We start from the raw sequence: 20,503 nt of genomic DNA, 5'->3' as shown, positions 1-20,503 counted from the left end.
GGTACGGGCGGCACGGCCCCGCAAGGGACCGTACCGCCCGGAATCCCGCGACCGGGAAGCTGCGAACGCGTCAGACGCGGCGGCGCTTCGGCGGACGGCAGCCGTTGTGCGGGGTCGGGGTGACGTCCTGGATGGAGCCGACCTCGAGGCCCGTGGCCTGCAGGGAGCGGATCGCGGTCTCACGACCGGAACCCGGGCCCTTCACGAACACGTCGACCTTGCGCATGCCGTGCTCCTGAGCGCGGCGGGCAGCCGACTCGGCGGCCATCTGCGCGGCGAACGGCGTGGACTTCCGGGAGCCCTTGAAGCCGACGTGGCCGGCGGAGGCCCAGGAGATCACGTTGCCGGACGGGTCCGTGATGGAGACGATCGTGTTGTTGAACGTGCTCTTGATGTGCGCGTGGCCGTGAGCGACGTTCTTCTTTTCCTTGCGGCGCACCTTCTTGGCAGCGCCCTGACGACCCTTGGGGGGCATCTACTAACTCCTACGGGAGGTGGTCGGTCCTACAGCGAAGACCGTGGACAGGTATCCGCTGCGGACTACTTCTTGCCCGGCTTCTTCTTGCCGGCGATGGCGCGACGCGGGCCCTTGCGGGTGCGGGCGTTCGTGCTGGTGCGCTGACCGCGGACCGGCAGACCACGGCGGTGACGCAGACCCTGGTAACAACCGATCTCGACCTTGCGGCGGATGTCGGCCTGGATCTCGCGACGGAGGTCACCCTCGGTCTTGATGTTGTTGTCAACGTACTCGCGGATCGCGACGAGCTGCTCTTCGCTCAGGTCGCGGACGCGGGTGTTGGGGTCGACGCCGGTCGCAGCCAGCGTCTCCTGCGAAAGGGTCCGGCCGATGCCGAACACGTAGGTGAGGGCGACCTCCACGCGCTTTTCGCGCGGGATGTCAACACCGGAAACGCGTGCCATTCAATGGCTCCAGTTGATCTTCGGAGGTCTTCCACAGAACCGGATCCCAGCCGCCGTACGAGGTACGGACTGGGTCCCCGGCCTCCGAGCCGGGGGTGTCAGACCTGGGATCCCAGGTCCGGGTCCTGCGTATGAACATGTTGCTCGCGTCGCGCGAAGCTCTGCGGATGCAGAGGGAGGGGTCGTGCTCAGCCCTGGCGCTGCTTGTGGCGCGGGTTGTCGCAGATGACCATGACCCGGCCGTGACGGCGGATCACCCTGCACTTGTCGCAGATCTTCTTGACGCTCGGCTTGACCTTCATGGGTGAGGTTCTCCGGGTCAGTGCCACAGCCCCGTGAAGCGGGGCACGGCAAGATCTACTTGTAGCGGTAGACGATCCGGCCACGCGTCAGGTCGTACGGAGACAGCTCCACCACGACCCGGTCGTCAGGGAGGATGCGGATGTAGTGCATACGCATCTTGCCGCTGATGTGTGCCAGGACCTGGTGGCCGTTCTGGAGCTCGACCTTGAACATGGCGTTCGGCAGAGACTCGACGACAGTGCCCTCGATCTCGATGGCACCTTGCTTCTTGGCCACGCTTCGCCCTTCGAATCGACTACCTTGATCGACTTCGCGTTCCCGCACGCAGACATGCAGATGCACGAGAGCCGACGAGTCAGTCTACGTCAGCGTCCCAGGAAACACGAATCGAGCAGTCTGCCCCATGAGGGAGATCATCATGCGAGGGGGTCGGGGGCGGCCGTGATGCCGTACTCCGCGAGCTTGGCCTTACCGCCGTCGGGGGCGGTCAGCACCAGGGGGCCCTGCGCGGTGAGGGCGACGGAGTGCTCCCAGTGGGAGGACCAGGTGCCGTCCGTGGTGATCACGGTCCAGTCGTCCGAGAGGACCTCGGTCCGCGGCGTCCCCAGCGACACCATCGGCTCGATGGCCAGGCAGAACCCGGGCACCAGCTTCGGGCCCTTGCCGCGCCGACGCTCGACGTAGTTCAGCAGGTGCGGGTCCATGTGCATCTCGGTGCCGATGCCGTGGCCGCCGTAGTCCTCGATGATCCCGTAGCGCCCGCCGCCCTGCTTCGGCTGGCGGCGGATGTACGTCTCGATGGCGCGCGAGATGTCGACGAGCCGGTTGCCCGGCTTCATCGCCGCGATCCCGGCCCACATCGACTCCTCGGTGACCCGGGACAGCTCGATCAGCTCCGGAGCGTGGCCCGAGCCGACGAACGCCGTGTACGCGGCGTCCCCGTGCCAGCCGTCCACGATCGCGCCCGCGTCGATGGAGATGATGTCGCCGTCCTTGAGGACGACCTCGTCGGAGGGGATGCCGTGGACCACGACCTCGTTCACGGAGGTGCAGATGGTCGCGGGGAAGCCGCCGTACCCGAGGAAGTTGGACTTGGCCCCGTGCTCGGCGAGCACCTTGCGGGCGGCCTCGTCCAGGTCCTTCGTCGTGGCGCCCGGCACGGCCGCCTCGCGCGTGGCCGCGTGCACGGCGGCGACGACCAGCCCCGCCTCACGCATCTTGGCGATCTGCTCGGGGGTCTTGATCTGCACCATGGCGGCTGCGGCCTTTCTGGACCGGAGTAAGACGGACACCATCAAAGATACGGGGACGGTACAGCCGACCCGTCCGGCGTCCCTGAGACGGCACTGGCTGCGGCGGCCCACGCATCGGCCGCGGCCCCCTTCACGGGAGCCGCGGCCGGTAGAGCGGTTGTGGCCGAGAAGGGCGACCTACTGGTCGTCGGCCTTCCCGAGCACCTGCATCGCGCGCGCGGTGACCTCGTCCACCTTGCCGAGCGCCGAGATCGTGACGACCAGGCCCTGGGCCTTGTAGTAGTCGATGATCGGCTCGGTCTGCGTGTGGTAGACCTCCAGCCGCTTGCGGACGGTGTCCTCCGAGTCGTCGTCCCGCTGGTACAGCTCGCCGCCGCAGATGTCGCAGACGCCTTCCTGCTCGGCGGGCTGGTAGGAGACGTGGAAGACATGCGCCGAGTCGTTTCGGCAGACGCGGCGGCCCGCGATGCGCTTGACGACCTCGTCCTCGGGGACCTCCAGGTCGAGGACCGCGTCCAGCTTCATGCCCTCGGCGGTGAGCATCTCGTCCAGCGCCACGGCCTGCTGCGCGTTCCGCGGGAAGCCGTCCAGCAGGAAGCCGCCCTGCGCGTCGGGCTGCTCCATGCGGTCCTTGGCCATCGCGATGGTGACCTCGTCCGGCACCAGGTTGCCCGCGTCCATGTAGGACTTCGCGAGCTTGCCCAGGTCCGTCTGCTGGCTGATGTTGGCTCGGAACAGGTCGCCCGTGGAGATGTGCGGGATCGACAGGTTCTTGGCGAGGAACGCGGCCTGCGTTCCCTTGCCCGCACCGGGCGGCCCGACGAGGACGATTCGCATCAGCGGAGGAACCCTTCGTAATTGCGCTGCTGGAGCTGGCTCTCGATCTGCTTCACCGTCTCGAGACCGACACCCACGATGATCAGGATGCTCGTCCCACCGAAGGGGAAGTTCTGGTTCGCTCCGAAGCCGACCAGCGCCATGGTCGGTACGAGAGCGATCAGACCCAGATACAGCGAACCCGGCCACGTGATCCGGTTGAGTACGTAGCTGAGGTACTCAGCGGTCGGCCGACCAGCCCGGATGCCCGGGATGAAGCCACCATACTTCTTCATGTTGTCCGCGACTTCCTCGGGGTTGAAGGAGATCGCCACGTAGAAGAACGCGAAGAACACGATGAGCAAGAAGTACAGGCTGATGTAAATCGGGTGATCGCCCTTGGTGAGGTTCTGCTGGATCCACGTCTTCCAGCCGGAGTTGCCCCCGGAGAACTGCGCGATCAGAGCCGGGATGTAGAGCAGCGACGATGCGAAGATGACGGGGATCACACCCGCCTGGTTCACCTTCAGCGGGATGTAGGTGGACGTACCGCCGTAGGCACGGCGGCCGATCATGCGCTTCGCGTACTGGACCGGGATACGGCGCTGGGCCTGCTCGACGAAGACCACCAGGGCGACCATGACCAGGCCGACCGCGATGACGGTGCCGAACTCGATCCAGCCGCCCGCGAGGCTGCCCTGCTTCTTGATGGCCCACAGGGCCGAGGGGAAGGTCGCGGCGATCGAGATGAACATCAGGATCGACATGCCGTTGCCGATGCCGCGGTCGGTGATCAGCTCACCGAGCCACATGACGACGGCCGTACCGGCGGTCATGGTGATGACCATCGTGATGGTCGTGAAGATCGACGGGTCCGGGACGATCGAGGACGCGACCGGGCAGCCGGCGAACAGAGCGCCCGTGCGGGCGGTGGCCACGAGGCCGGTTCCCTGGAGGATCGCCAGCGCCACCGTCAGATAACGGGTGTACTGCGTGATCTTCGCGGTACCGGACTGGCCTTCCTTCTTCAGGGCTTCCAGGCGCGGGATGACCACGGTCAGCAACTGGAGGATGATGCTCGCCGTGATGTACGGCATGATGCCCAGCGCGAAGACCGTGATCTGCAGCAGCGCGCCGCCGCTGAACATGTTCACCAGTCCGAACAGGCCCTGATTGCCCTTGGCCACGTCGATACAGGTCTGGACGCTCTTGTAGTCGACACCCGGGATCGGGATGTGGGTACCGAGCCGGTACACCACGATGATGCCGAGTGTGAAGAGCAGCTTCTTGCGCAGGTCGGGCGTCTTGAACGCCCGGGCGAACGCGGTGAGCACGGTGCCTCCTGCGACCCCCGCGCAACTGCGTCAAGGGTGACGGTCTTGAGATTCCGACTGGACAACGACATGGATAACGATCAACTGCCGCTTTGGGTGCCCGTACCGCGACACCTCACGGAAGTTGACAGTGCAGGCCACCTTACCGGCGAGAGCGCCCCCCTAGGAACGACCAACCGGGGATACCCCAATTGTGGGGTATCCCCGGTCGGGATCGTTCATGCCATCGAGGCGCCCGTGAGAATCAGACGAGCTCGGTGACCGTACCGCCCGCGGCGGTGATCTTCTCCTTGGCGGAGCCGGAGACGGCGTCGACCGTCACCTGCAGCGCCACGGAGATCTCGCCCTGACCCAGGACCTTGACCAGGCTGTTCTTGCGAACGGCGCCCTTGGCCACCAGGTCCTCGACCGTGACCTCGCCACCCTGCGGGTACAGCGCGGCCAGCTTGTCGAGGTTCACGACCTGGAACTCGGTCTTGAACGGGTTCTTGAAGCCCTTCAGCTTCGGGAGGCGCATGTGGAGCGGCATCTGGCCACCCTCGAAGCGCTCCGGAACCTGGTAACGGGCCTTGGTGCCCTTCGTACCACGACCGGCCGTCTTACCCTTCGACGCCTCACCACGACCGACACGGGTCTTCGCGGTCTTGGCGCCCGGGGCGGGACGGAGGTTGTGGATCTTCAGCGGGTTCTGCTCCGCCATGATCAGTCGACCTCCTCGACCGTCACGAGGTGGCGGACGGTGTGCACCATGCCGCGGAACTCGGGGCGGTCCTCCTTGACGACCACGTCACCCAGGCGCTTGAGGCCCAGGGTACGCAGGGTGTCACGGTGGTTCTGCTTGCTGCCGATGTAGGACTTGACCTGCGTGATCTTGAGCTGTGCCATCACGCACCCGCCCCTGCACGCGCACGCAGCAGAGCCGCGGGGGCGACGTCCTCGAGCGGCAGGCCACGGCGGGCCGCGACCTCCTCGGGACGCTGCAGGCCCTTGAGGGCCGCCACGGTCGCGTGCACGATGTTGATCGCGTTGTCGGAGCCGAGCGACTTCGACAGGATGTCGTGGATACCGGCGCACTCGAGCACGGCACGCACCGGACCACCGGCGATAACACCGGTACCCGGGGACGCGGGCTTGAGCAGCACGACGCCGGCAGCCTTCTCACCCTGGATCGGGTGCGGGATGGTGCCCTGGATGCGGGGGACCTTGAAGAAGTGCTTCTTGGCCTCCTCAACGCCCTTGGCGATGGCGGCCGGCACCTCCTTGGCCTTGCCGTATCCGACACCCACGGTGCCGTCACCGTCGCCCACCACGACCAGCGCGGTGAAGCTGAAGCGACGACCACCCTTCACAACCTTGGCGACACGGTTGATCGCGACGACGCGCTCAACGTAAGCGGTCTTCTCGGCGGCAGCTGCGCCGCCGTCACGGCCCTTCCGGTCCCGCCGCTCGCCGCCACCGGCACCGCCACCGCGGCGCTGGGGTCCAGCCATTGGAATTACCTCTCTCTGTTTCCGCTAGCTCGGAACCGGCTCAGAACTTCAGGCCGGCTTCGCGGGCGGCGTCCGCCAGGGCGGCGATGCGCCCGGCGTACTGGTTGCCACCACGGTCGAACACGACAGCCTCGACGCCGGCGGCCTTGGCACGCTCGGCGACCAGGGCGCCGACCTGCTTGGCCTGCGCGGACTTGTCGCCCTCGCCACCACGGATCGAGGTGTCCAGCGTGGACGCCGATGCCAGGGTGTGGCCCTTGAGGTCGTCGATCACCTGCGCCACGATGTGGCGGTTGGAGCGGGTCACGACCAGACGGGGACGCTCCGCCGTGCCGGAGATCCGCTTGCGGATCCGGATGTGACGGCGCTTGATCGCGGCGCGCTTGTAGGCGTCGCCCTTGAGGATCTTCTGCCCGTATGCCATGGCTTACTTACCCGCCTTTCCGACCTTGCGGCGGATGACTTCGCCCTCGTACTTGACGCCCTTGGCCTTGTACGGGTCGGGCTTACGCAGCTTGCGGATGTTGGCCGCAACCTCGCCGACCTTCTGCTTGTCGATGCCCTCGACCGAGAAGCGGGTCGGGGTCTCCACCTTGAAGGTGATGCCCTCGGGCGCCTCGACGGTGATCGGGTGGCTGTAGCCGAGCGCGAACTCGAGGTTCGAGCCCTTGGCGGTCACGCGGTAACCGACACCACTGATCTCGAGCTTCTTCACGTAACCCTGGGTCACGCCGGTGATCATGTTCGCCACCAGCGTGCGGGACAGGCCGTGCAGGGCCTTGTTCTGACGCTCGTCGTTGGGACGGGTCACCTGGAGGGTGCCGTCCTCAGCCTTGACGATCTCGATGGGCGAGGCGACGGTGTGGGTCAGCGTGCCCTTGGGGCCCTTGACCGAAACCGTGCTGCCGTCGAGGGTGACGTCCACGCCGGCGGGAACCGCGATGGGGAGCTTGCCGATGCGCGACATAGCTGTTTCCTCCGTTCCCTTCCGTTACCAGACGTAGGCGAGAACTTCTCCGCCTACGCCCTTCTTGCCGGCCTGCTTGTCGGTGAGGAGCCCGTGGGACGTGGAGATGATCGCCACGCCGAGGCCACCGAGCACCTTGGGCAGGTTGGTGGACTTCGCGTAAACCCGGAGACCGGGCTTGGAGATCCGCTTGATGCCCGCGATGGAGCGCTCACGGTTCGGACCGAACTTCAGCTCGAGAACGAGGTTCTTGCCGACCTCGGCGTCCTCGACCTTCCAGCCCGTGATGAAGCCCTCCTGCTGGAGGATCTCCGCGATGTGCGACTTGATCTTCGAGTGCGGCATCGCCACGGAGTCGTGGTACGCCGAGTTCGCGTTCCGCAGACGCGTAAGCATGTCTGCGATCGGATCAGTCATGGTCATGAATTGGCCTTCGGCCTCTCTCGCCGGGGTTTCCTGGTGCGCCATCCCTCTCCCCGATCCGAGACGGGACGGGTGCGGCGCGGTGGACCTACGGCGTAGTAAGTCGTACGGGCACGGCAGGCGCCCAACCCCACAAGCCTACGGCATGTGTGCTGGGCGTCCCGCCGCCCCCAGATGCTTACCGAGAGCCTTGGGAATCCCGAACTAGGGGATTACCAGGAGCTCTTGGTCACGCCCGGCAGCTCGCCACGGTGAGCCATCTCACGAAGGCACACGCGGCACAGGCCGAACTTGCGGTACACGGAGTGCGGACGACCGCAGCGCTGGCAGCGGGTGTACGAGCGCACACCGAACTTCGGCTTGCGAGCAGCCTTGGCAATCAGAGCCTTCTTCGCCATCTCGCTCACGCCTCCTTGAAGGGGAAGCCGAGGTGACGAAGGAGCGCGCGGCCCTCAGCGTCGTTGGTCGCCGTGGTGACCACGGTGATGTCCATACCCCGGACGCGGTCGATCTTGTCCTGGTCGATCTCGTGGAACATGACCTGCTCCGTGAGACCGAAGGTGTAGTTGCCACGGCCGTCGAACTGCTTGGGGGACAGGCCGCGGAAGTCGCGGATGCGCGGCAGCGCGAGCGACAGGGTGCGGTCCAGGAACTCCCACATGCGGTCGCCACGGAGCGTGACGTGGGCACCGATCGGCTGACCCTCACGCAGCTTGAACTGCGCGATGGACTTGCGGGCCTTGGTGACGGCCGGCTTCTGACCGGTGATCGTGGTGAGGTCGCGGATGGCGCCCTCGATCAGCTTGGAGTCGCGGGCGGCGTCGCCCACACCCATGTTGACCACGATCTTGACGAGGCCCGGGGTCTGCATGACGTTCTCGTACTTGAACTCGTCACGCAGCTTGCCCGCGATCTCGTCGCGGTACTTCTGCTTCAGACGCGGAGTGGTGGTAGCCATCAGATGTCCTCACCCGTCCGCTTGGCAACGCGGATCTTGTTGCCGTTCTCGTCGAAGCGGTAGCCGACACGCGTGACGACCTTGTTGCCGTCCTTCTCCACGACCAACTGGACGTTGGACACGTGGATCGGGGCCTCGGTGGTCACGATGCCGCCGGCCTGGGAACCGCGAGCGGTCGGGCCGGCCTTGGTGTGCTTCTTGACCCGGTTGACACCCTCGACCAGGACGCGCTCGTCGCGCGGGTAAGCGGCAATGACCTTGCCCTGCTTGCCCTTGTCCTTGCCGGTGATGACCTGGACCAGGTCGCCCTTCTTGATCTTCATGCTTACAGCACCTCCGGCGCGAGCGAGATGATCTTCATGAACTTCTTCTCGCGCAGCTCACGGCCGACCGGGCCGAAGATACGGGTGCCGCGAGGGTCGCCGTCGTTCTTCAGAATGACGGCGGCGTTCTCGTCGAAGCGGATGTACGAGCCGTCCTGACGGCGGCGCTCCTTGACGGTGCGAACGATGACCGCCTTGACGACGTCACCCTTCTTCACGTTGCCACCGGGGATCGCGTCCTTGACGGTGGCGACGATGACGTCACCGATGCCCGCGTAGCGGCGACCGGAGCCACCGAGCACACGGATGCAAAGGATTTCCTTCGCACCAGTGTTGTCGGCGACGCGCAGTCGCGACTCCTGCTGGATCACGTCTATCTCCTGTTTGTCTGCCGGTTCCCGGCAGGGGTCCTGTTACGGAACCCCTGCCGAGCCTGGCGGAACTGTCCTGCGAGGCAACTGCCCCGCAGGCCTACTCATGGAATTCCCTTGCGGGAACTGCCTACTTGGCCTTCTCGAGGATCTCGACGATGCGCCAGCGCTTGGTCGCGGACAGCGGCCGGGTCTCCATCAGGAGGACGCGGTCGCCGACACCCGCGGCGTTCTGCTCGTCGTGCGCCTTGAGCTTGTTCGTACGGCGGATGACCTTGCCGTACAGCGCGTGCTTGACGCGGTCCTCGACAGCGACGACGACGGTCTTGTCCATCTTGTCGCTGACGACCAGACCCTCACGGGTCTTGCGGAAGCCGCGGGCCTCTGCGTTCTCAGTCACGTTCTTCTCGCTCATCAGGCGTTCTCCACCGTTTCGATGCCCAGCTCACGCTCGCGCATCAGGGTGTAGATCCGCGCGATGTCCTTGCGGACCGCCTTCAGACGGCCGTGGTTCTCGAGCTGACCCGTAGCCGCCTGGAAGCGGAGGTTGAACAGCTCTTCCTTGGCCTCGCGGAGCTTGCCCAGAAGCTCCTCGTTGCCCAGCTCGCGCAGCTCGGACGCCTTGGTACCGGCCGACATCACGCTTCACCTGCCTCGCGCTTGACGATCCGGCACTTCATCGGCAGCTTGTGGGCCGCACGAGTCAGCGCCTCACGGGCGATCTTCTCGTTCGGGTAGGACAGCTCGAACATCACCCGACCGGGCTTGACGTTCGCGATCCACCACTCCGGGGAACCCTTACCGGAACCCATGCGGGTCTCGGCGGGCTTCTTGGTCAGCGGGCGGTCCGGGTAGATGTTGATCCAGACCTTGCCGCCACGCTTGATGTGACGAGTCATGGCGATACGAGCCGCTTCGATCTGGCGGTTCGTGACGTACGCCGGGGTCAGCGCCTGGATGCCGTACTCGCCGAACGCAACCTGCGTTCCACCCTTGGCCATACCAGAGCGCTTCGGGTGGTGCTGCTTGCGGTGCTTGACCCTACGGGGGATCAGCATGTCGGTCAGGCCTCCGTTCCGGTGCTCTCAGCCGGAGCGGCGGCGGGAGCCTCGGCCTTGGGGGCCTCGGCAGCCTGCTGAGCCTGCTGCGGCTTACGACCGCGCCGCTCGCCACCGCGGCCACCACGGGCCGGGCGGTCGGAGCCACCGCGCGCCGGGCGGTTACCCGCACGGGCAGCGGCGTTCTCGGCGCGGACCTCGGCGATGTTCTTGACATCGCCCTTGTAGATCCAGACCTTCACACCGATACGGCCGAAGGTCGTCTTGGCCTCGAAGAAGCCGTAGTCCACGTTCGCGCGGAGCGTGTGCAGGGGCACACGGCCCTCGCGGTAGAACTCCGAGCGGGACATCTCGGCGCCGCCGAGACGGCCACCGCACTGGATCTTGATGCCCTTCGCGCCCGCCTTCATCGCCGACTGCATGCTCTTACGCATGGCGCGACGGAAGGAGACACGGGAGGAGAGCTGCTCGGCGACGGCCTGGGCCACGAGCTGAGCGTCCGTCTCGGGGTTCTTGACCTCGAGGATGTTCAGCTGGACCTGCTTGCCCGTGAGCTTCTCGAGGTCACCGCGGATGCGGTCGGCCTCGGCGCCACGGCGGCCGATGACGATGCCCGGACGCGCGGTGTGGATGTCCACGCGGACACGGTCACGGGTGCGCTCGATCTCCACCTTCGAGATGCCGGCGCGCTCCATGCCGGACGTCATCATCCGACGGATGGCGACGTCTTCCTTGACGTAGTCCTTGTACAGCTTGTCGGCGTACCAACGCGACTTGAAGTCGGTCGTGACACCGAGCCGGAACCCATGCGGGTTTACCTTCTGGCCCATTACCGGGTTCCTTCCTTGCTGCTGACGACCACGGTGATGTGGCTGGTCCGCTTGCGGATCCGGTAGGCACGGCCCTGGGCGCGCGGCCGGAACCGCTTCAGGGTCGGACCCTCGTCGACGTAGGCCTCGGAGATGTAGAGGCTGTCGACATCGGTGTGGTCGTAGTTGTGCGCGGCGTTGGCAATGGCGCTGTCCAGCACCTTGCCGACCGGCACGCTCGCGGCCTGCGGGGCGAAACGCAGGACCGCCTGAGCCTCCGTGGCGTCCATGCCACGGATGAGGTCCACCACACGGCGGGCCTTCATGGGCGTGACGCGGATGTACCGCGCCTGGGCCCTGGCTTCCATGGTTGTCCCTTCGATGTTTGTCATGGTCAATCGCACCCCGCTGACTAGCGGCGCTTCGACTTCCGGTCGTCCTTGATGTGACCCCGGAAGGTGCGGGTCGGCGAGAACTCACCGAGCTTGTGGCCGACCATCGACTCGGTGACAAACACCGGGATGTGGGTCTTGCCGTTGTGCACCGCGATCGTGTGGCCGAGCATGGCCGGGACGATCATCGAGCGGCGGGACCAGGTCTTGATGACGTTCTTGGTGCCGGCTTCGTTCTGCGTGTCCACCTTCTTCATCAGGTGGTCGTCGACGAAGGGCCCCTTCTTCAAGCTACGAGGCATCTCAACCCGTCCTTAGCGCTTCTTGTTCGTCTTGCGGCGGCGGACGATGTACTTGTTCGACGCCTTCTTGGGCGAACGAGTACGGCCTTCCTTCTTGCCCCACGGGGACACAGGGTGGCGGCCACCGGAGGTCCGGCCCTCACCACCACCGTGCGGGTGGTCAACCGGGTTCATGACCACACCACGGACGGTCGGGCGAACGCCCAGCCACCGCTTGCGGCCCGCCTTGCCCCAGTTGATGTTCGACTGCTCGGCGTTGCCGACCTCACCAACGGTGGCGCGGCAGCGGACGTCGACCAGGCGGATCTCACCGGACGGCATGCGCAGGTGGGCGTAGGCGCCCTCCTTCGCGAGGAGCTGCACCGAGGCGCCGGCGGAGCGGGCGAACTTCGCGCCGCCGCCGGGACGCAGCTCGATGGCGTGCAGCGTCGTACCGACCGGGATGTTCCTCAGGGCCAGGTTGTTACCCGGCTTGATGTCGGCCCCGGGACCGTTCTCGACGCGGTCGCCCTGCGACAGGCCACGCGGCGCGAGGATGTAGCGCTTCTCGCCGTCCGCGTAGTGCAGCAGCGCGATGCGCGCGGTGCGGTTGGGGTCGTACTCGATGTGCGCGACCTTCGCCGGCACGCCGTCCTTGTCGTGACGACGGAAGTCGATCACGCGGTAGGCGCGCTTGTGTCCGCCACCCTGGTGGCGAACGGTCACACGACCGGTGTTGTTACGGCCGCCCTTGCTGTGCAAGGGACGGACCAGCGACTTCTCCGGCGTGGACCGCGTGACCTCGACGAAGTCGGCGACGCTGGCGCCACGACGGCCAGGAGTCGTCGGCTTGTACTTGCGGATACCCATTTCTCAGTCCTCGTCCGATATCGGACGATCCGGACCGCCCTCAGGCGGTCGGACCGCCGAAGATGTCGATACGGTCGCCCTCGGCGAGGGTCACGATCGCGCGCTTGGTGGCGGCACGCTGGCCGAAGCCCGTGCGGGTCCGCTTGCGCTTGCCCTGGCGGTTGATCGTGTTGACCCCGGTGACCTTGACCGAGAAGACCGCCTGGACGGCCTGCTTGATCTGGGTCTTGTTGGCGTTCGGGTCGACGATGAACGTGTACTTGTTCTCGTCGAGGAGCGCGTAGCTCTTCTCCGACACGACCGGCTTCAGCAGGACGTCACGGGGGTCCGTGTACGCCTTGCTCGCCGGGGTGACGACGGTGTTCTTGCCCTCGGCGGCGTGACGACGCGCCTTGGCGACGCGCGCGGCCTTGGCGGCCTTGGCGGCCTTCGAGGCAATGCTCGGGTGACGCGTAGCCATCAGGCCTCGCTCCCTTCGATGTCGTTGGCCTTCGGGCCGGCGACGAAGGACTCGAGAGCGGCCTGGGTGAAGACCACGTCGTCCGAGACGATCACGTCGTACGTGTTCAGCTGGCCCGGCTCCAGGATGTGAACCTGGGGCAGGTTACGAGCGGACAGCAGGGCCTTCTCGTTCTCACGCTCGACGACCAGGAGCACGTTCTTGCGCTCGCTGATCTTGCCGAGGAGAGCCTTGGCAGCCTTGGTGGAGATGCCCGACTCGACCACGTCGGAGACGACGTGGATGCGGTTGTTGCGGGCCCGGTCGGTGAGGGCGTGGCGCAGGGCCGCGGCCTTCATCTTCTTCGGGGTCCGCTGCGAGTAGTCACGCGGCACGGGACCGTGCACGACGCCACCACCGGCGAACTGCGGCGCGCGGGTCGAACCCTGGCGGGCGCGACCGGTGCCCTTCTGGCGGTACGGCTTGCGGCCACCACCACGGACTTCCGCGCGGGTCTTGGTCTTGTGCGTGCCCTGGCGGGCCGCGGCGAGCTGGGCGACGACGACCTGGTGGATCAGCGGGATGCTGACCTTCTCCACGTCGAAGATCTCCGCGGGGAGCTCGACGGTACCGGCCTTCTCGCCAGCCGGCGAAAGGATGTCAACAGTGCTCATCGGTTACCTCAGGCCCCCTTGGCCGCGGTGCGGACCAGGACGAGGCCGCCGTTCGGACCAGGAACCGCGCCCTTGATGAGCAGCAGACCCTTCTCCGCGTCAACGGCGTGGACGGTCAGGTTCTGGGTGGTGACCCGCTCGTTGCCCATGCGGCCCGCCATGCGGACGCCCTTGAACACACGGCCCGGGGTGGCGCAGCCACCGATGGAACCGGGCGAGCGGTGCTTGCGCTGCACGCCGTGACCGGCGCCGAGGCCCTTGAAGTTGTGACGCTTCATGACACCGGCGAAGCCCTTGCCCTTGCTCTTGCCGGTGACGTCGACCTTCACGCCGGCCTCGAACACCTCAGCGGTGATCTCCTGGCCGAGGGTGTACTCGGCGGCGTCCGCGGTGCGGATCTCGACGAGGTGGCGGCGCGGGGTGACGTCGGCCTTGGCGAAGTGGCCCTTGAGGGGCTTGTTCACCTTGCGCGGGTCGATGTCGCCGAAGGCGATCTGGACCGACTCGTAGCCGTCGACGTCGTTCGTACGAACCTGGGTCACGACATTCGGGCCCGCCTTGACGACGGTCACGGGAACAACGCGGTTGTTCTCGTCCCAGACCTGCGTCATGCCGAGCTTCTCGCCCAGGATGCCCTTGATCTGCTTCATCTCTCAGATCACCGGCCTCAGAGCTTGATCTCGATGTCGACACCGGCCGGGAGGTCGAGTCGCATCAGGGAGTCAACGGTCTTGGGAGTCGGGTCGAGGATGTCGATGAGGCGCTTGTGCGTGCGCATCTCGAAGTGCTCGCGCGAGTCCTTGTACTTGTGCGGCGACTTGATGACGCAGTACACGTTCTTCTCAGTGGGCAGCGGCACCGGGCCCGCGACCGACGCACCAGTACGCGTCACCGTCTCGACGATCTTCTTCGCCGAAGAGTCGATGACCTCGTGGTCGTAGGCCTTGAGCCGGATGCGGATCTTCTGTCCCGCCATGGCTACTTTGTAGTCCTGTCTCTCATACGCTCTGGAACCCGGTGGATTCCAGGTCCCGCTCCGACCCACGCGGTCGGGTGTGTCGCGTTCCCGCCGACATGAATGTCCCTTGTCCGAACATTCCCTGCTGGGGAACACGGCCCTTCCGGAGCCGCGGAACCGGGAGCGAAATACCCACCGGGTGCCTGGTCGGTGCCGCACTCACACTTCCCGGAAGATTCCCGTACGTCCGCCCCAGTGCTGCCGTAAGGCAGTTAGGGCGACGAGTACTGTGGGACTCGCTTCCGGTCCTCCCGGCGGGAGGCGCGCAGCATCAACACTCGACCGAGCAACTCGGACAGTCTGCCATAGACAACGGCACGCTGGCCAATCGAGCCGAAGAGATTACCCCGAGCGTGACGGACGTCAAACCGGAGCGCGCCGGAAGGGTGGAGACGCCATCCGGGAGCTGTTGCGATCATCACGTTAGAGTCGCGTAGCGGAAGGCACGAACACGCACTCGGGGGGCGACGTGACAGCAGCCGACGAGAACGGCACCGATGAGCAGGCGCGGCTGCGGCAGTCCGCGGACCGCATGGACAACTGGTCGAAGGCCTGGATCATGCTGGCGATGCTGGCGTGGGCCTGGTTCGCGTATCTGATGCTCGCCTCCTACGGCCCCGAGGTCAGCTCCTGGAGCTCCACCGCTCAGCAGCTCTGCGACGCCCCGCTGAGCAACCCGTTCCCGCAGAGCGACAAGTGCCGCACCTACGAACTGCACCAGTGGCCGGCGATCATCGGTGTACTGGCCCTGACGACCCTCCTGACGGTCCTCGCGGCGGCGACGACCGTCTACACGCAACTGCTGACGCGCCTGGCGGAGGCGGCGTCCGGCCCCGGGAAGACCGGGGAACCGGACGCGGCACCAGCCGACGAGGGCGACGGCGAGGCCGGGGACGTACCGACCGTCAGATGACGCCCTGGGCGAGCATGGCGTCGGCGACACGCTCGAAACCGGCGATGTTCGCGCCGGTCACGTAGTCGCCGGGGGCGCCGTAGCGCTCGGCGGTCTCATGGCAGGTGGCGTGGATGTCCCGCATGATCTGCGCCAGTTCCTCCTCCACGCGCGCGGCCGTCCACGACGTACGGGCGTGGTTCTGCGCCATCTCCAGCGCGCTGACCGCGACACCGCCCGCGTTGGCCGCCTTGCCGGGCCCGAAGGCGACTCCGGCCCGCTGGAAGAGGTGCACGGCCTCCGGCGTGGTCGGCATGTTGGCGCCCTCTGAGACCGCCTTCACGCCGTTGCGCACGAGCGTGGCCGCGTCCTTCTCGTCCAGCTCGTTCTGGGTCGCCGAGGGCAGCGCGACATCGGCCGGGACCTCCCAGACGCGCCCGCCGGGCACGAACCGGGCGGAGGCGCCGCGGCGCTGCGCGTACTCGCTGATCCGGCCGCGCTCGACCTCCTTGATCTGCTTGAGCAGCGCCACGTCGACGCCCTTCTCGTCCACGACGTACCCGCTGGAGTCCGAGCAGGTCAGCGGGTTGGCGCCGAGGGCGATGAGCTTCTCTATGGTGTAGATCGCGACGTTCCCGGAACCGGAGACGACGGCCGTCTGCCCCTCCAGGTCCTCACCGCGCTCACGCAGCATGGCCTCCGCGAACAGCACGTTGCCGTAGCCGGTCGCCTCGGGGCGGATCAGGGAGCCGCCCCAGTGGGCGCCCTTGCCGGTGAGGACACCGGCCTCCCAGCGGTTGGTGATCCGGCGGTACTGGCCGAACAGGTAGCCGATCTCGCGCGTGCCGACGCCGATGTCACCGGCCGGGACGTCGGTGTGCTCGCCGATGTGGCGGCTGAGTTCCGTCATGAACGACTGACAGAAGCGCATGACTTCCGCGTCGCTGCGGCCGTGCGGGTCGAAGTCGCTGCCGCCCTTGCCGCCGCCGATGCCGAGGCCGGTGAGCGCGTTCTTGAAGATCTGCTCGAACCCGAGGAACTTCACGATGCCGAGGTTCACGGAGGGGTGGAAGCGCAGGCCGCCCTTGTACGGGCCCAGCGCGCTGTTGAACTCGACCCGGAAGCCCCGGTTGACGTGCACGCGCCCCCGGTCGTCCTGCCACGGCACCCGGAAGATGATCTGCCGCTCCGGCTCGCACAGCCGCTCGACGAGCCCCGCGTCCGCGTACTCCGGCCGGGCCGCCAGTACGGGCGCCAGCGTCTCCAGGACCTCGTGAGCGGCCTGGTGGAACTCGGGCTCGGCGGGGTTGCGGCGCTCGATGTCGGCGAGCAGGGCGGTGAGCTGGGAGGAGATCTCAGGGCGGGTCTGGGTCGTCACAGGGTCCCTTTCTGGCACGGCTATGACCGGCATGGTGACCGGTGTACCGACATGAAAGCCGGTGGTGAACGCTCGGCGCCGTTGCCGCGCGCGGGAATCGGCCGCCCCGGGGAACGACATCCGGGAAACGGCCGCTCCCTCACTGTTACTCCTGTGCGAGCCCGATGACCAGTACCCATGTCCGATTTGTCCAGCATTCGAGACCGAGAGGTTCGGGTCCTGGAGCGGTGAATGGCGGATTCATGCCAGAGGGCGGGGTGAAACCGCAGGTCGGGCGGGGTGCGGTGGCACGAATCCGCCAATCATGGTCGGCGGGGCCCCGAGGTGAACATCACTGCCGCACGGCCGTCACGAACAGCGTGTCGGCGCTGCGCGGAGCGCGGGTTGCCGACGGCAGCACGTCGACGCCGACCTGGGCGAACCCGGACGCATCCAGCAGTTCCCTCCAGACGTGTTCCTGGAGCACCCAGCGGCGCATCGTGGTCACCTCCCCGTCCGAGGTCCTCGCCGGGATGTCGGCGGGCACGACGTCGAGTTCCGCGGGTGCGCCGCCCAGGTAGTGGGCGAGCGTGGAGAACAGCAGACGGCCGCCAGGGCGAAGTGCGGAGGCCACGGCCGGGAGCAGTTCGTACGGATCGGTGAAGTCGACCGCGCCGAAGACGCTGTACAGCACGTCGTATGCGCCGGGCGCCGCCTGCACGTGCTTCACGACGTCGGATCGGACGATGCGCAGGCGCGGGGTGAGGTGTCCGAACAGATCGTTGGCCATGGCGCATTGCGCGGGAGAGGAATCGACGGCGTCGACTCGGGCGGGGGCGTGACGGGTGACGAGATGGGCGGCATGCCTGGCAGCTCCGGCACCGAGGTCACCGACGACCTTGCCCGTCAGATCGCCCAGGACCTCGGCCCCGGGGCCACCGTCTTGACTCCAGACCCAGCGGAAGGTGCGGGGAACGACACGGTCTTCCTCGGCACGGGTTCGGCCGTAGTGGTGCCAGAGGTCTGTGGAGTTGCCGTCGGGGCAAGCGAGTTCGGCAGCGTCCCCGACGGCAGCCCTGCGGATCACGAGCCCGAGGCGTACGTCACGAAGTGGGCCCAGGTGGCGGGGGCGAGGGCCAGTTGGGGGCCTTCGGTGTCCTTGGAGTCACGGACGTGGACGGTGCCGGGTGCGGTAGCGACCTCGACACAGGACTCACCATCCGGGCCGTCGCTGTAGCTGCTCTTGAACCACGCCAGCTCGGAGGCGTCCCCGGCACAGGCCACGCGGGTCATGATCCCGAGGCGTACGTCACGAACTCCGCCCAGGCAGCGGGCGCGAGCGCCAACTGGGGGCCTGCGACGTCCTTCGAGTCACGGACGTGGACAGTGCCGGGCACGGCAGCGACCTCGACACAGGACTCACCATTCGTACCGCCGCTGTAACTGCTCTTGAACCAGGCCAGATACATCACGCCTCCAATACGTACGTCACGAAGTCCACCCAGGTGGAAGGGGTGAGGGCAAGCTGGGGGCCTGCGATGTCCTTGGAGTCACGGACGTGGACGGTGCCGGGGGTGACGGCAAGCTCGACGCAGGAGTTGCCGTCATTGCCGCTGCTGTAGCTGCTCTTGAACCACGCCAGCTCGGAGGCGTCCCCGGCACAGGCCACGCGGGTCATGATCCGGAGGCGTACGTCACGAACTCCGCCCAGGCAGAGGGCGCGAGCGCCAGGCGGGGGCCTTCAAGGTCCTTCGAGTCACGGACGTGGACAGTTCCGGGCACGGTAGCGACCTCGACGCAGGACTCACCATCGGTACCACCGCTGTAGCTGCTCTTGAACCACGCCAGTTCGGTGGATGCCTTGCGCATCATTTCTCTCCCAGCAGTCTCTCGATGAAGGCCAGCGACTCCCGAGGAGGGAGGGCCTGCGCCCGGATGATCCCATACCGCAACTCCAGGATGCGGAGCTGTTTCGGATCAGAGACCGGCCGTCCGTTGAACCGCCCATCGGAACGCCCCACCGCCGTACCATCCGGGAACTTCAGCAGCTCGATCCTGCCGTCCAGACCTGGATGAGCATCGGTGTTGGTCGGCATGACCTGAAGCGTGACACAGTTCAACTTCCCTACTTCTAGTAGGTGTTCGAGCTGCTGCCGCCACACCATTGTGCCCCCGATCTGCCGGTGCAGCGGCGCCTCTTCCAGCACGAAATGGATCGATGGCGCAGGGTCGCGCTCAAAGACGGACTGCCGCGCCAGCCGAGCGGCCACCATGCGCTCCACGTCGTCCGGCGAGTACGGCGGCTGCGCGGCCTGGATCAGAGCTCGCGCATGCTCGGGCGTCTGCAACAGCCCGGCGATGGTGTTGCACTCGTACATGCCGAGCTCGACCGCCTTGGCCTCCAGCTTCCCCAGCGCCCGAACGCTCTTCGGATACCGGACCTTCTTCACGTCCTCCCAGGTCGCCGAGATGAGCCCGTTCGCTCCCAGCACCGCGTCGGACCTGTCCAGATACTCCTTGCGGGGAATTCGCTTGCCGCCCTCGACCTTGTAGACCAGGTCCTCGCCGTACCCGATCGCCAGCCCGAACTCACCGGCGCGCATCCCCGCCGCCTCCCGGCGAAGCCTCAACTGCCGCCCCACCGTGGCGATGACGGCCACGCCCCACTCGTCGTCCGGGTCCACCTCCCATCCCTGCTCGTCCTCCTCGACCTCGACCCGTACCGCTTCGCCGTCGACCGACATCGCACCCCTCCGTCGTAGTCCCGCGTCGTACGCGACGCCCTACCCGTAGGAACGAGCCCGACAGCCCGGACGGCACCGGACAAGCCGCCGACAGTTACCGTACGCAGCGGGCCGATCACTCCTCACGGTAGGCGCCGTCGGCCACGCTGAGTGCCGTGACTCAGGAAATCGCCGCCACCGCGCCCCAACCGTCCCAGCAGCTCCCCCACTTCACCGCGCTGCTGTCCTCCACGCGGCGCGGAGCCCGTCTCGCCCGGCTGCTCGCGGAGGCGCAGCTACGGAGTTGGGGTCTGCCCACAGAGTGCGCGATCCACATCGTGGCCGAGCTGGCGGCCAACGCGGCGACACATGGGCGCGTACCGGGCCGGGACTTCCGTCTGACGCTGTACGTGGTCGACAGCACCCTCCGTATCGAGGTCACCGACACACGCAGCGAACGGCTTCCGGAACCGCAACACCCGTCCGAAGACGCCGAGTCGGGACGCGGCCTGCTCCTCGTGGACGCGCTGGCGGACCGCTGGGGTGTGAGCGAGGACCGCTTCCCGCGCAAGACGGTCTGGGCCGAACTGCACTGCTGCGCACCACCGGAACCCGCTCCCCCGGTCCCCGGTGCCAACGGCTCTTCCCCTCAAGGAACATGAGGCGAAAGAACCCCCGCCAAGCCCACCCCACCCGCCCGCGGTTCACACTCACTCGCTTGGGTGAACCACACCGGCTTGGCTGGATCTGACGTCCCCCAACTGCCTTACGCTCAGCGCGACCAACCGCACACATGCATCGGCCCCCGGCCGGGACTAGCGATCCCGATCG

37 protein-coding genes are annotated in these 20,503 nt (G+C 66.9%); 2 read left to right on the top strand and 35 right to left on the bottom strand.

Annotated elements, in window-relative coordinates; genetic code table 11:
• Nucleotides 1–70: 70 nt before the first annotated feature.
• From rpsK to rpsJ, 28 genes are all read right to left on the bottom strand, one after another.
• Complete coding sequence (gene rpsK, locus NGF19_RS11645; protein WP_003956432.1) at nt 71–475, bottom strand: 30S ribosomal protein S11; 405 nt, start codon at nt 473–475, stop codon at nt 71–73.
• A gap of 65 nt (nt 476–540) precedes the next feature.
• Nucleotides 541–921: a 30S ribosomal protein S13 gene (gene rpsM / locus NGF19_RS11640; RefSeq protein WP_030811707.1), complete on the bottom strand. Its 381-nt coding sequence runs from the start codon at nt 919–921 to the stop codon at nt 541–543.
• A 188-nt stretch (nt 922–1,109) separates the two neighbouring features.
• Nucleotides 1,110–1,223, bottom strand: a complete 114-nt coding sequence (gene rpmJ / locus NGF19_RS11635) for a 50S ribosomal protein L36 (RefSeq protein ID WP_003974245.1) — start codon at nt 1,221–1,223, stop codon at nt 1,110–1,112.
• 55 nt (nt 1,224–1,278) lie between these two features.
• Nucleotides 1,279–1,500, bottom strand: a complete 222-nt coding sequence (gene infA / locus NGF19_RS11630) for a translation initiation factor IF-1 (protein ID WP_003948620.1) — start codon at nt 1,498–1,500, stop codon at nt 1,279–1,281.
• 140 nt (nt 1,501–1,640) lie between these two features.
• The gene (gene map, locus NGF19_RS11625; protein ID WP_252424628.1) at nt 1,641–2,477 is read right to left on the bottom strand and encodes a type I methionyl aminopeptidase; all 837 of its coding nucleotides are present in this window, start codon (nt 2,475–2,477) and stop codon (nt 1,641–1,643) included.
• A 177-nt stretch (nt 2,478–2,654) separates the two neighbouring features.
• Entirely contained in the window at nt 2,655–3,314 is a 660-nt protein-coding gene (locus NGF19_RS11620; RefSeq protein WP_252424627.1) for an adenylate kinase, read from the bottom strand.
• Complete coding sequence (secY, locus tag NGF19_RS11615; RefSeq protein WP_252424626.1) at nt 3,314–4,627, bottom strand: preprotein translocase subunit SecY; 1,314 nt, start codon at nt 4,625–4,627, stop codon at nt 3,314–3,316. Before secY ends, NGF19_RS11620 begins: the two co-directional genes overlap by 1 nt.
• Before the next feature lie 244 nt (nt 4,628–4,871).
• Nucleotides 4,872–5,327 carry a 50S ribosomal protein L15 gene (rplO, locus tag NGF19_RS11610; protein ID WP_071364957.1) on the bottom strand — a complete coding sequence of 152 codons (456 nt, stop codon included), beginning with the start codon at nt 5,325–5,327 and terminating at the stop codon, nt 4,872–4,874.
• Between the two features lie 2 nt (nt 5,328–5,329).
• A complete protein-coding gene (gene rpmD / locus NGF19_RS11605; protein WP_103781455.1) occupies nt 5,330–5,512 on the bottom strand; it encodes a 50S ribosomal protein L30 in 183 nt (60 codons plus the stop codon).
• Nucleotides 5,512–6,117 (bottom strand): 30S ribosomal protein S5, encoded by a 606-nt coding sequence (gene rpsE / locus NGF19_RS11600; protein WP_007494753.1) that lies wholly within the window; start codon nt 6,115–6,117, stop codon nt 5,512–5,514. The genes rpmD and rpsE overlap by 1 nt, the downstream gene beginning before the upstream one ends.
• A 40-nt stretch (nt 6,118–6,157) precedes the next feature.
• The gene (gene rplR / locus NGF19_RS11595; protein WP_019980869.1) at nt 6,158–6,541 is read right to left on the bottom strand and encodes a 50S ribosomal protein L18; all 384 of its coding nucleotides are present in this window, start codon (nt 6,539–6,541) and stop codon (nt 6,158–6,160) included.
• Nucleotides 6,542–6,544: 3 nt separating this feature from the next.
• Nucleotides 6,545–7,084: a 50S ribosomal protein L6 gene (gene rplF, locus NGF19_RS11590; RefSeq protein WP_252424625.1), complete on the bottom strand. Its 540-nt coding sequence runs from the start codon at nt 7,082–7,084 to the stop codon at nt 6,545–6,547.
• A gap of 24 nt (nt 7,085–7,108) precedes the next feature.
• Complete coding sequence (gene rpsH / locus NGF19_RS11585; protein WP_004984520.1) at nt 7,109–7,507, bottom strand: 30S ribosomal protein S8; 399 nt, start codon at nt 7,505–7,507, stop codon at nt 7,109–7,111.
• 212 nt (nt 7,508–7,719) lie between these two features.
• Nucleotides 7,720–7,905: a type Z 30S ribosomal protein S14 gene (locus tag NGF19_RS11580; protein ID WP_059127180.1), complete on the bottom strand. Its 186-nt coding sequence runs from the start codon at nt 7,903–7,905 to the stop codon at nt 7,720–7,722.
• A 5-nt stretch (nt 7,906–7,910) separates the two neighbouring features.
• On the bottom strand, nt 7,911–8,468 hold the full coding sequence (gene rplE, locus NGF19_RS11575; protein WP_252424732.1) for a 50S ribosomal protein L5: 558 nt from the start codon (nt 8,466–8,468) through the stop codon (nt 7,911–7,913).
• Nucleotides 8,465–8,788 carry a 50S ribosomal protein L24 gene (gene rplX, locus NGF19_RS11570; protein WP_043443039.1) on the bottom strand — a complete coding sequence of 108 codons (324 nt, stop codon included), beginning with the start codon at nt 8,786–8,788 and terminating at the stop codon, nt 8,465–8,467. Before rplX ends, rplE begins: the two co-directional genes overlap by 4 nt.
• Before the next feature lie 2 nt (nt 8,789–8,790).
• The gene (gene rplN / locus NGF19_RS11565; RefSeq protein ID WP_003956455.1) at nt 8,791–9,159 is read right to left on the bottom strand and encodes a 50S ribosomal protein L14; all 369 of its coding nucleotides are present in this window, start codon (nt 9,157–9,159) and stop codon (nt 8,791–8,793) included.
• A 130-nt stretch (nt 9,160–9,289) separates the two neighbouring features.
• Complete coding sequence (rpsQ, locus tag NGF19_RS11560; RefSeq protein WP_252424624.1) at nt 9,290–9,574, bottom strand: 30S ribosomal protein S17; 285 nt, start codon at nt 9,572–9,574, stop codon at nt 9,290–9,292.
• Nucleotides 9,574–9,798, bottom strand: coding sequence for a 50S ribosomal protein L29 (gene rpmC, locus NGF19_RS11555; RefSeq protein WP_018564811.1), 225 nt, complete (start codon nt 9,796–9,798; stop codon nt 9,574–9,576). The genes rpsQ and rpmC overlap by 1 nt, the downstream gene beginning before the upstream one ends.
• A complete protein-coding gene (rplP, locus tag NGF19_RS11550; protein ID WP_030811678.1) occupies nt 9,798–10,217 on the bottom strand; it encodes a 50S ribosomal protein L16 in 420 nt (139 codons plus the stop codon). Before rplP ends, rpmC begins: the two co-directional genes overlap by 1 nt.
• Before the next feature lie 5 nt (nt 10,218–10,222).
• Nucleotides 10,223–11,047 carry a 30S ribosomal protein S3 gene (gene rpsC, locus NGF19_RS11545; RefSeq protein WP_071364964.1) on the bottom strand — a complete coding sequence of 275 codons (825 nt, stop codon included), beginning with the start codon at nt 11,045–11,047 and terminating at the stop codon, nt 10,223–10,225.
• Complete coding sequence (gene rplV / locus NGF19_RS11540; protein WP_028420772.1) at nt 11,047–11,394, bottom strand: 50S ribosomal protein L22; 348 nt, start codon at nt 11,392–11,394, stop codon at nt 11,047–11,049. The genes rpsC and rplV overlap by 1 nt, the downstream gene beginning before the upstream one ends.
• 44 nt (nt 11,395–11,438) lie before the next feature.
• Nucleotides 11,439–11,720 carry a 30S ribosomal protein S19 gene (rpsS, locus tag NGF19_RS11535; RefSeq protein ID WP_252424623.1) on the bottom strand — a complete coding sequence of 94 codons (282 nt, stop codon included), beginning with the start codon at nt 11,718–11,720 and terminating at the stop codon, nt 11,439–11,441.
• Between the two features lie 12 nt (nt 11,721–11,732).
• Entirely contained in the window at nt 11,733–12,569 is an 837-nt protein-coding gene (gene rplB / locus NGF19_RS11530; protein WP_252424622.1) for a 50S ribosomal protein L2, read from the bottom strand.
• 40 nt (nt 12,570–12,609) lie between these two features.
• The gene (rplW, locus tag NGF19_RS11525) at nt 12,610–13,029 is read right to left on the bottom strand and encodes a 50S ribosomal protein L23 (protein WP_093905265.1); all 420 of its coding nucleotides are present in this window, start codon (nt 13,027–13,029) and stop codon (nt 12,610–12,612) included.
• A complete protein-coding gene (rplD, locus tag NGF19_RS11520; protein WP_252424621.1) occupies nt 13,029–13,682 on the bottom strand; it encodes a 50S ribosomal protein L4 in 654 nt (217 codons plus the stop codon). Before rplD ends, rplW begins: the two co-directional genes overlap by 1 nt.
• 8 nt (nt 13,683–13,690) lie before the next feature.
• On the bottom strand, nt 13,691–14,332 hold the full coding sequence (gene rplC / locus NGF19_RS11515) for a 50S ribosomal protein L3 (RefSeq protein WP_252424619.1): 642 nt from the start codon (nt 14,330–14,332) through the stop codon (nt 13,691–13,693).
• A gap of 17 nt (nt 14,333–14,349) precedes the next feature.
• On the bottom strand, nt 14,350–14,658 hold the full coding sequence (gene rpsJ / locus NGF19_RS11510) for a 30S ribosomal protein S10 (protein ID WP_003948644.1): 309 nt from the start codon (nt 14,656–14,658) through the stop codon (nt 14,350–14,352).
• 511 nt (nt 14,659–15,169) lie between these two features.
• On the opposite strand from rpsJ, the gene NGF19_RS11505 reads away from it, so the two are divergent.
• Nucleotides 15,170–15,613: a hypothetical protein gene (locus NGF19_RS11505; protein WP_252424617.1), complete on the top strand. Its 444-nt coding sequence runs from the start codon at nt 15,170–15,172 to the stop codon at nt 15,611–15,613.
• On the opposite strand, the gene gdhA is transcribed toward NGF19_RS11505, so the two are convergent.
• From gdhA to NGF19_RS11470, 7 genes are all read right to left on the bottom strand, one after another.
• Complete coding sequence (gene gdhA / locus NGF19_RS11500; protein ID WP_252424615.1) at nt 15,606–17,003, bottom strand: NADP-specific glutamate dehydrogenase; 1,398 nt, start codon at nt 17,001–17,003, stop codon at nt 15,606–15,608. The two genes, NGF19_RS11505 and gdhA, sit on opposite strands and share 8 nt — an antisense overlap.
• 298 nt (nt 17,004–17,301) lie before the next feature.
• Nucleotides 17,302–18,033 carry a class I SAM-dependent methyltransferase gene (locus tag NGF19_RS11495; RefSeq protein ID WP_252424730.1) on the bottom strand — a complete coding sequence of 244 codons (732 nt, stop codon included), beginning with the start codon at nt 18,031–18,033 and terminating at the stop codon, nt 17,302–17,304.
• Nucleotides 18,033–18,242, bottom strand: coding sequence for a DUF397 domain-containing protein (locus tag NGF19_RS11490; protein ID WP_252424613.1), 210 nt, complete (start codon nt 18,240–18,242; stop codon nt 18,033–18,035). The genes NGF19_RS11495 and NGF19_RS11490 overlap by 1 nt, the downstream gene beginning before the upstream one ends.
• The gene (locus NGF19_RS11485; RefSeq protein ID WP_252424612.1) at nt 18,239–18,418 is read right to left on the bottom strand and encodes a DUF397 domain-containing protein; all 180 of its coding nucleotides are present in this window, start codon (nt 18,416–18,418) and stop codon (nt 18,239–18,241) included. The genes NGF19_RS11490 and NGF19_RS11485 overlap by 4 nt, the downstream gene beginning before the upstream one ends.
• On the bottom strand, nt 18,418–18,627 hold the full coding sequence (locus NGF19_RS11480) for a DUF397 domain-containing protein (RefSeq protein ID WP_252424610.1): 210 nt from the start codon (nt 18,625–18,627) through the stop codon (nt 18,418–18,420). Before NGF19_RS11480 ends, NGF19_RS11485 begins: the two co-directional genes overlap by 1 nt.
• Nucleotides 18,624–18,821, bottom strand: a complete 198-nt coding sequence (locus NGF19_RS11475; RefSeq protein ID WP_252424609.1) for a DUF397 domain-containing protein — start codon at nt 18,819–18,821, stop codon at nt 18,624–18,626. Before NGF19_RS11475 ends, NGF19_RS11480 begins: the two co-directional genes overlap by 4 nt.
• Nucleotides 18,818–19,693 (bottom strand): helix-turn-helix domain-containing protein, encoded by an 876-nt coding sequence (locus NGF19_RS11470; protein WP_252424607.1) that lies wholly within the window; start codon nt 19,691–19,693, stop codon nt 18,818–18,820. The genes NGF19_RS11475 and NGF19_RS11470 overlap by 4 nt, the downstream gene beginning before the upstream one ends.
• Before the next feature lie 146 nt (nt 19,694–19,839).
• Here NGF19_RS11470 and NGF19_RS11465 point away from each other — a divergent pair, with 146 nt between their 5' ends.
• Nucleotides 19,840–20,334 (top strand): ATP-binding protein, encoded by a 495-nt coding sequence (locus NGF19_RS11465; protein ID WP_289734713.1) that lies wholly within the window; start codon nt 19,840–19,842, stop codon nt 20,332–20,334.
• The last annotated feature ends 169 nt before the right edge of the window (nt 20,335–20,503 follow it).

The organism is Streptomyces macrolidinus (assembly GCF_023887685.1).
GTDB classification, from domain to species: Bacteria; Actinomycetota; Actinomycetes; order Streptomycetales; family Streptomycetaceae; genus Streptomyces; species Streptomyces macrolidinus.
The sequence above is the reverse complement of the archived record's forward strand: the minus strand, read 5'-3'. Positions and strand labels throughout refer to the sequence as shown.

Coding starts and splice junctions, on each gene's coding strand:
- NGF19_RS11470 (WP_252424607.1), bottom strand. CDS start 19,693: ATGTCGGTCGACGGCGAAGCGGTACGGGTCGAGGTCGAGGAGGACGAG.
- rpsH (WP_004984520.1), bottom strand. CDS start 7,507: ATGACCATGACTGATCCGATCGCAGACATGCTTACGCGTCTGCGGAAC.
- rpmC (WP_018564811.1), bottom strand. CDS start 9,798: ATGTCGGCCGGTACCAAGGCGTCCGAGCTGCGCGAGCTGGGCAACGAG.
- rplR (WP_019980869.1), bottom strand. CDS start 6,541: ATGGCATACGGGCAGAAGATCCTCAAGGGCGACGCCTACAAGCGCGCC.
- rpsK (WP_003956432.1), bottom strand. CDS start 475: ATGCCCCCCAAGGGTCGTCAGGGCGCTGCCAAGAAGGTGCGCCGCAAG.
- map (WP_252424628.1), bottom strand. CDS start 2,477: ATGGTGCAGATCAAGACCCCCGAGCAGATCGCCAAGATGCGTGAGGCG.
- rplB (WP_252424622.1), bottom strand. CDS start 12,569: ATGGGTATCCGCAAGTACAAGCCGACGACTCCTGGCCGTCGTGGCGCC.
- rpsS (WP_252424623.1), bottom strand. CDS start 11,720: ATGCCTCGTAGCTTGAAGAAGGGGCCCTTCGTCGACGACCACCTGATG.
- NGF19_RS11620 (WP_252424627.1), bottom strand. CDS start 3,314: ATGCGAATCGTCCTCGTCGGGCCGCCCGGTGCGGGCAAGGGAACGCAG.
- NGF19_RS11490 (WP_252424613.1), bottom strand. CDS start 18,242: ATGACCCGCGTGGCCTGTGCCGGGGACGCCTCCGAGCTGGCGTGGTTC.
- rplP (WP_030811678.1), bottom strand. CDS start 10,217: ATGCTGATCCCCCGTAGGGTCAAGCACCGCAAGCAGCACCACCCGAAG.
- NGF19_RS11580 (WP_059127180.1), bottom strand. CDS start 7,905: ATGGCGAAGAAGGCTCTGATTGCCAAGGCTGCTCGCAAGCCGAAGTTC.
- NGF19_RS11475 (WP_252424609.1), bottom strand. CDS start 18,821: ATGATGCGCAAGGCATCCACCGAACTGGCGTGGTTCAAGAGCAGCTAC.
- NGF19_RS11485 (WP_252424612.1), bottom strand. CDS start 18,418: ATGTATCTGGCCTGGTTCAAGAGCAGTTACAGCGGCGGTACGAATGGT.
- rpsQ (WP_252424624.1), bottom strand. CDS start 9,574: ATGAGCGAGAAGAACGTGACTGAGAACGCAGAGGCCCGCGGCTTCCGC.
- rplO (WP_071364957.1), bottom strand. CDS start 5,327: ATGGCGGAGCAGAACCCGCTGAAGATCCACAACCTCCGTCCCGCCCCG.
- rplX (WP_043443039.1), bottom strand. CDS start 8,788: ATGAAGATCAAGAAGGGCGACCTGGTCCAGGTCATCACCGGCAAGGAC.
- rplV (WP_028420772.1), bottom strand. CDS start 11,394: ATGGAAGCCAGGGCCCAGGCGCGGTACATCCGCGTCACGCCCATGAAG.
- rpmJ (WP_003974245.1), bottom strand. CDS start 1,223: ATGAAGGTCAAGCCGAGCGTCAAGAAGATCTGCGACAAGTGCAGGGTG.
- rpsJ (WP_003948644.1), bottom strand. CDS start 14,658: ATGGCGGGACAGAAGATCCGCATCCGGCTCAAGGCCTACGACCACGAG.
- rpsC (WP_071364964.1), bottom strand. CDS start 11,047: ATGGGCCAGAAGGTAAACCCGCATGGGTTCCGGCTCGGTGTCACGACC.
- rplC (WP_252424619.1), bottom strand. CDS start 14,332: ATGAAGCAGATCAAGGGCATCCTGGGCGAGAAGCTCGGCATGACGCAG.
- rpsE (WP_007494753.1), bottom strand. CDS start 6,117: ATGGCTGGACCCCAGCGCCGCGGTGGCGGTGCCGGTGGCGGCGAGCGG.
- NGF19_RS11480 (WP_252424610.1), bottom strand. CDS start 18,627: ATGACCCGCGTGGCCTGTGCCGGGGACGCCTCCGAGCTGGCGTGGTTC.
- rpsM (WP_030811707.1), bottom strand. CDS start 921: ATGGCACGCGTTTCCGGTGTTGACATCCCGCGCGAAAAGCGCGTGGAG.
- gdhA (WP_252424615.1), bottom strand. CDS start 17,003: ATGCCGGTCATAGCCGTGCCAGAAAGGGACCCTGTGACGACCCAGACC.
- rplF (WP_252424625.1), bottom strand. CDS start 7,084: ATGTCGCGCATCGGCAAGCTCCCCATCGCGGTTCCCGCCGGCGTGGAC.
- rplD (WP_252424621.1), bottom strand. CDS start 13,682: ATGAGCACTGTTGACATCCTTTCGCCGGCTGGCGAGAAGGCCGGTACC.
- rpmD (WP_103781455.1), bottom strand. CDS start 5,512: ATGGCACAGCTCAAGATCACGCAGGTCAAGTCCTACATCGGCAGCAAG.
- rplW (WP_093905265.1), bottom strand. CDS start 13,029: ATGGCTACGCGTCACCCGAGCATTGCCTCGAAGGCCGCCAAGGCCGCC.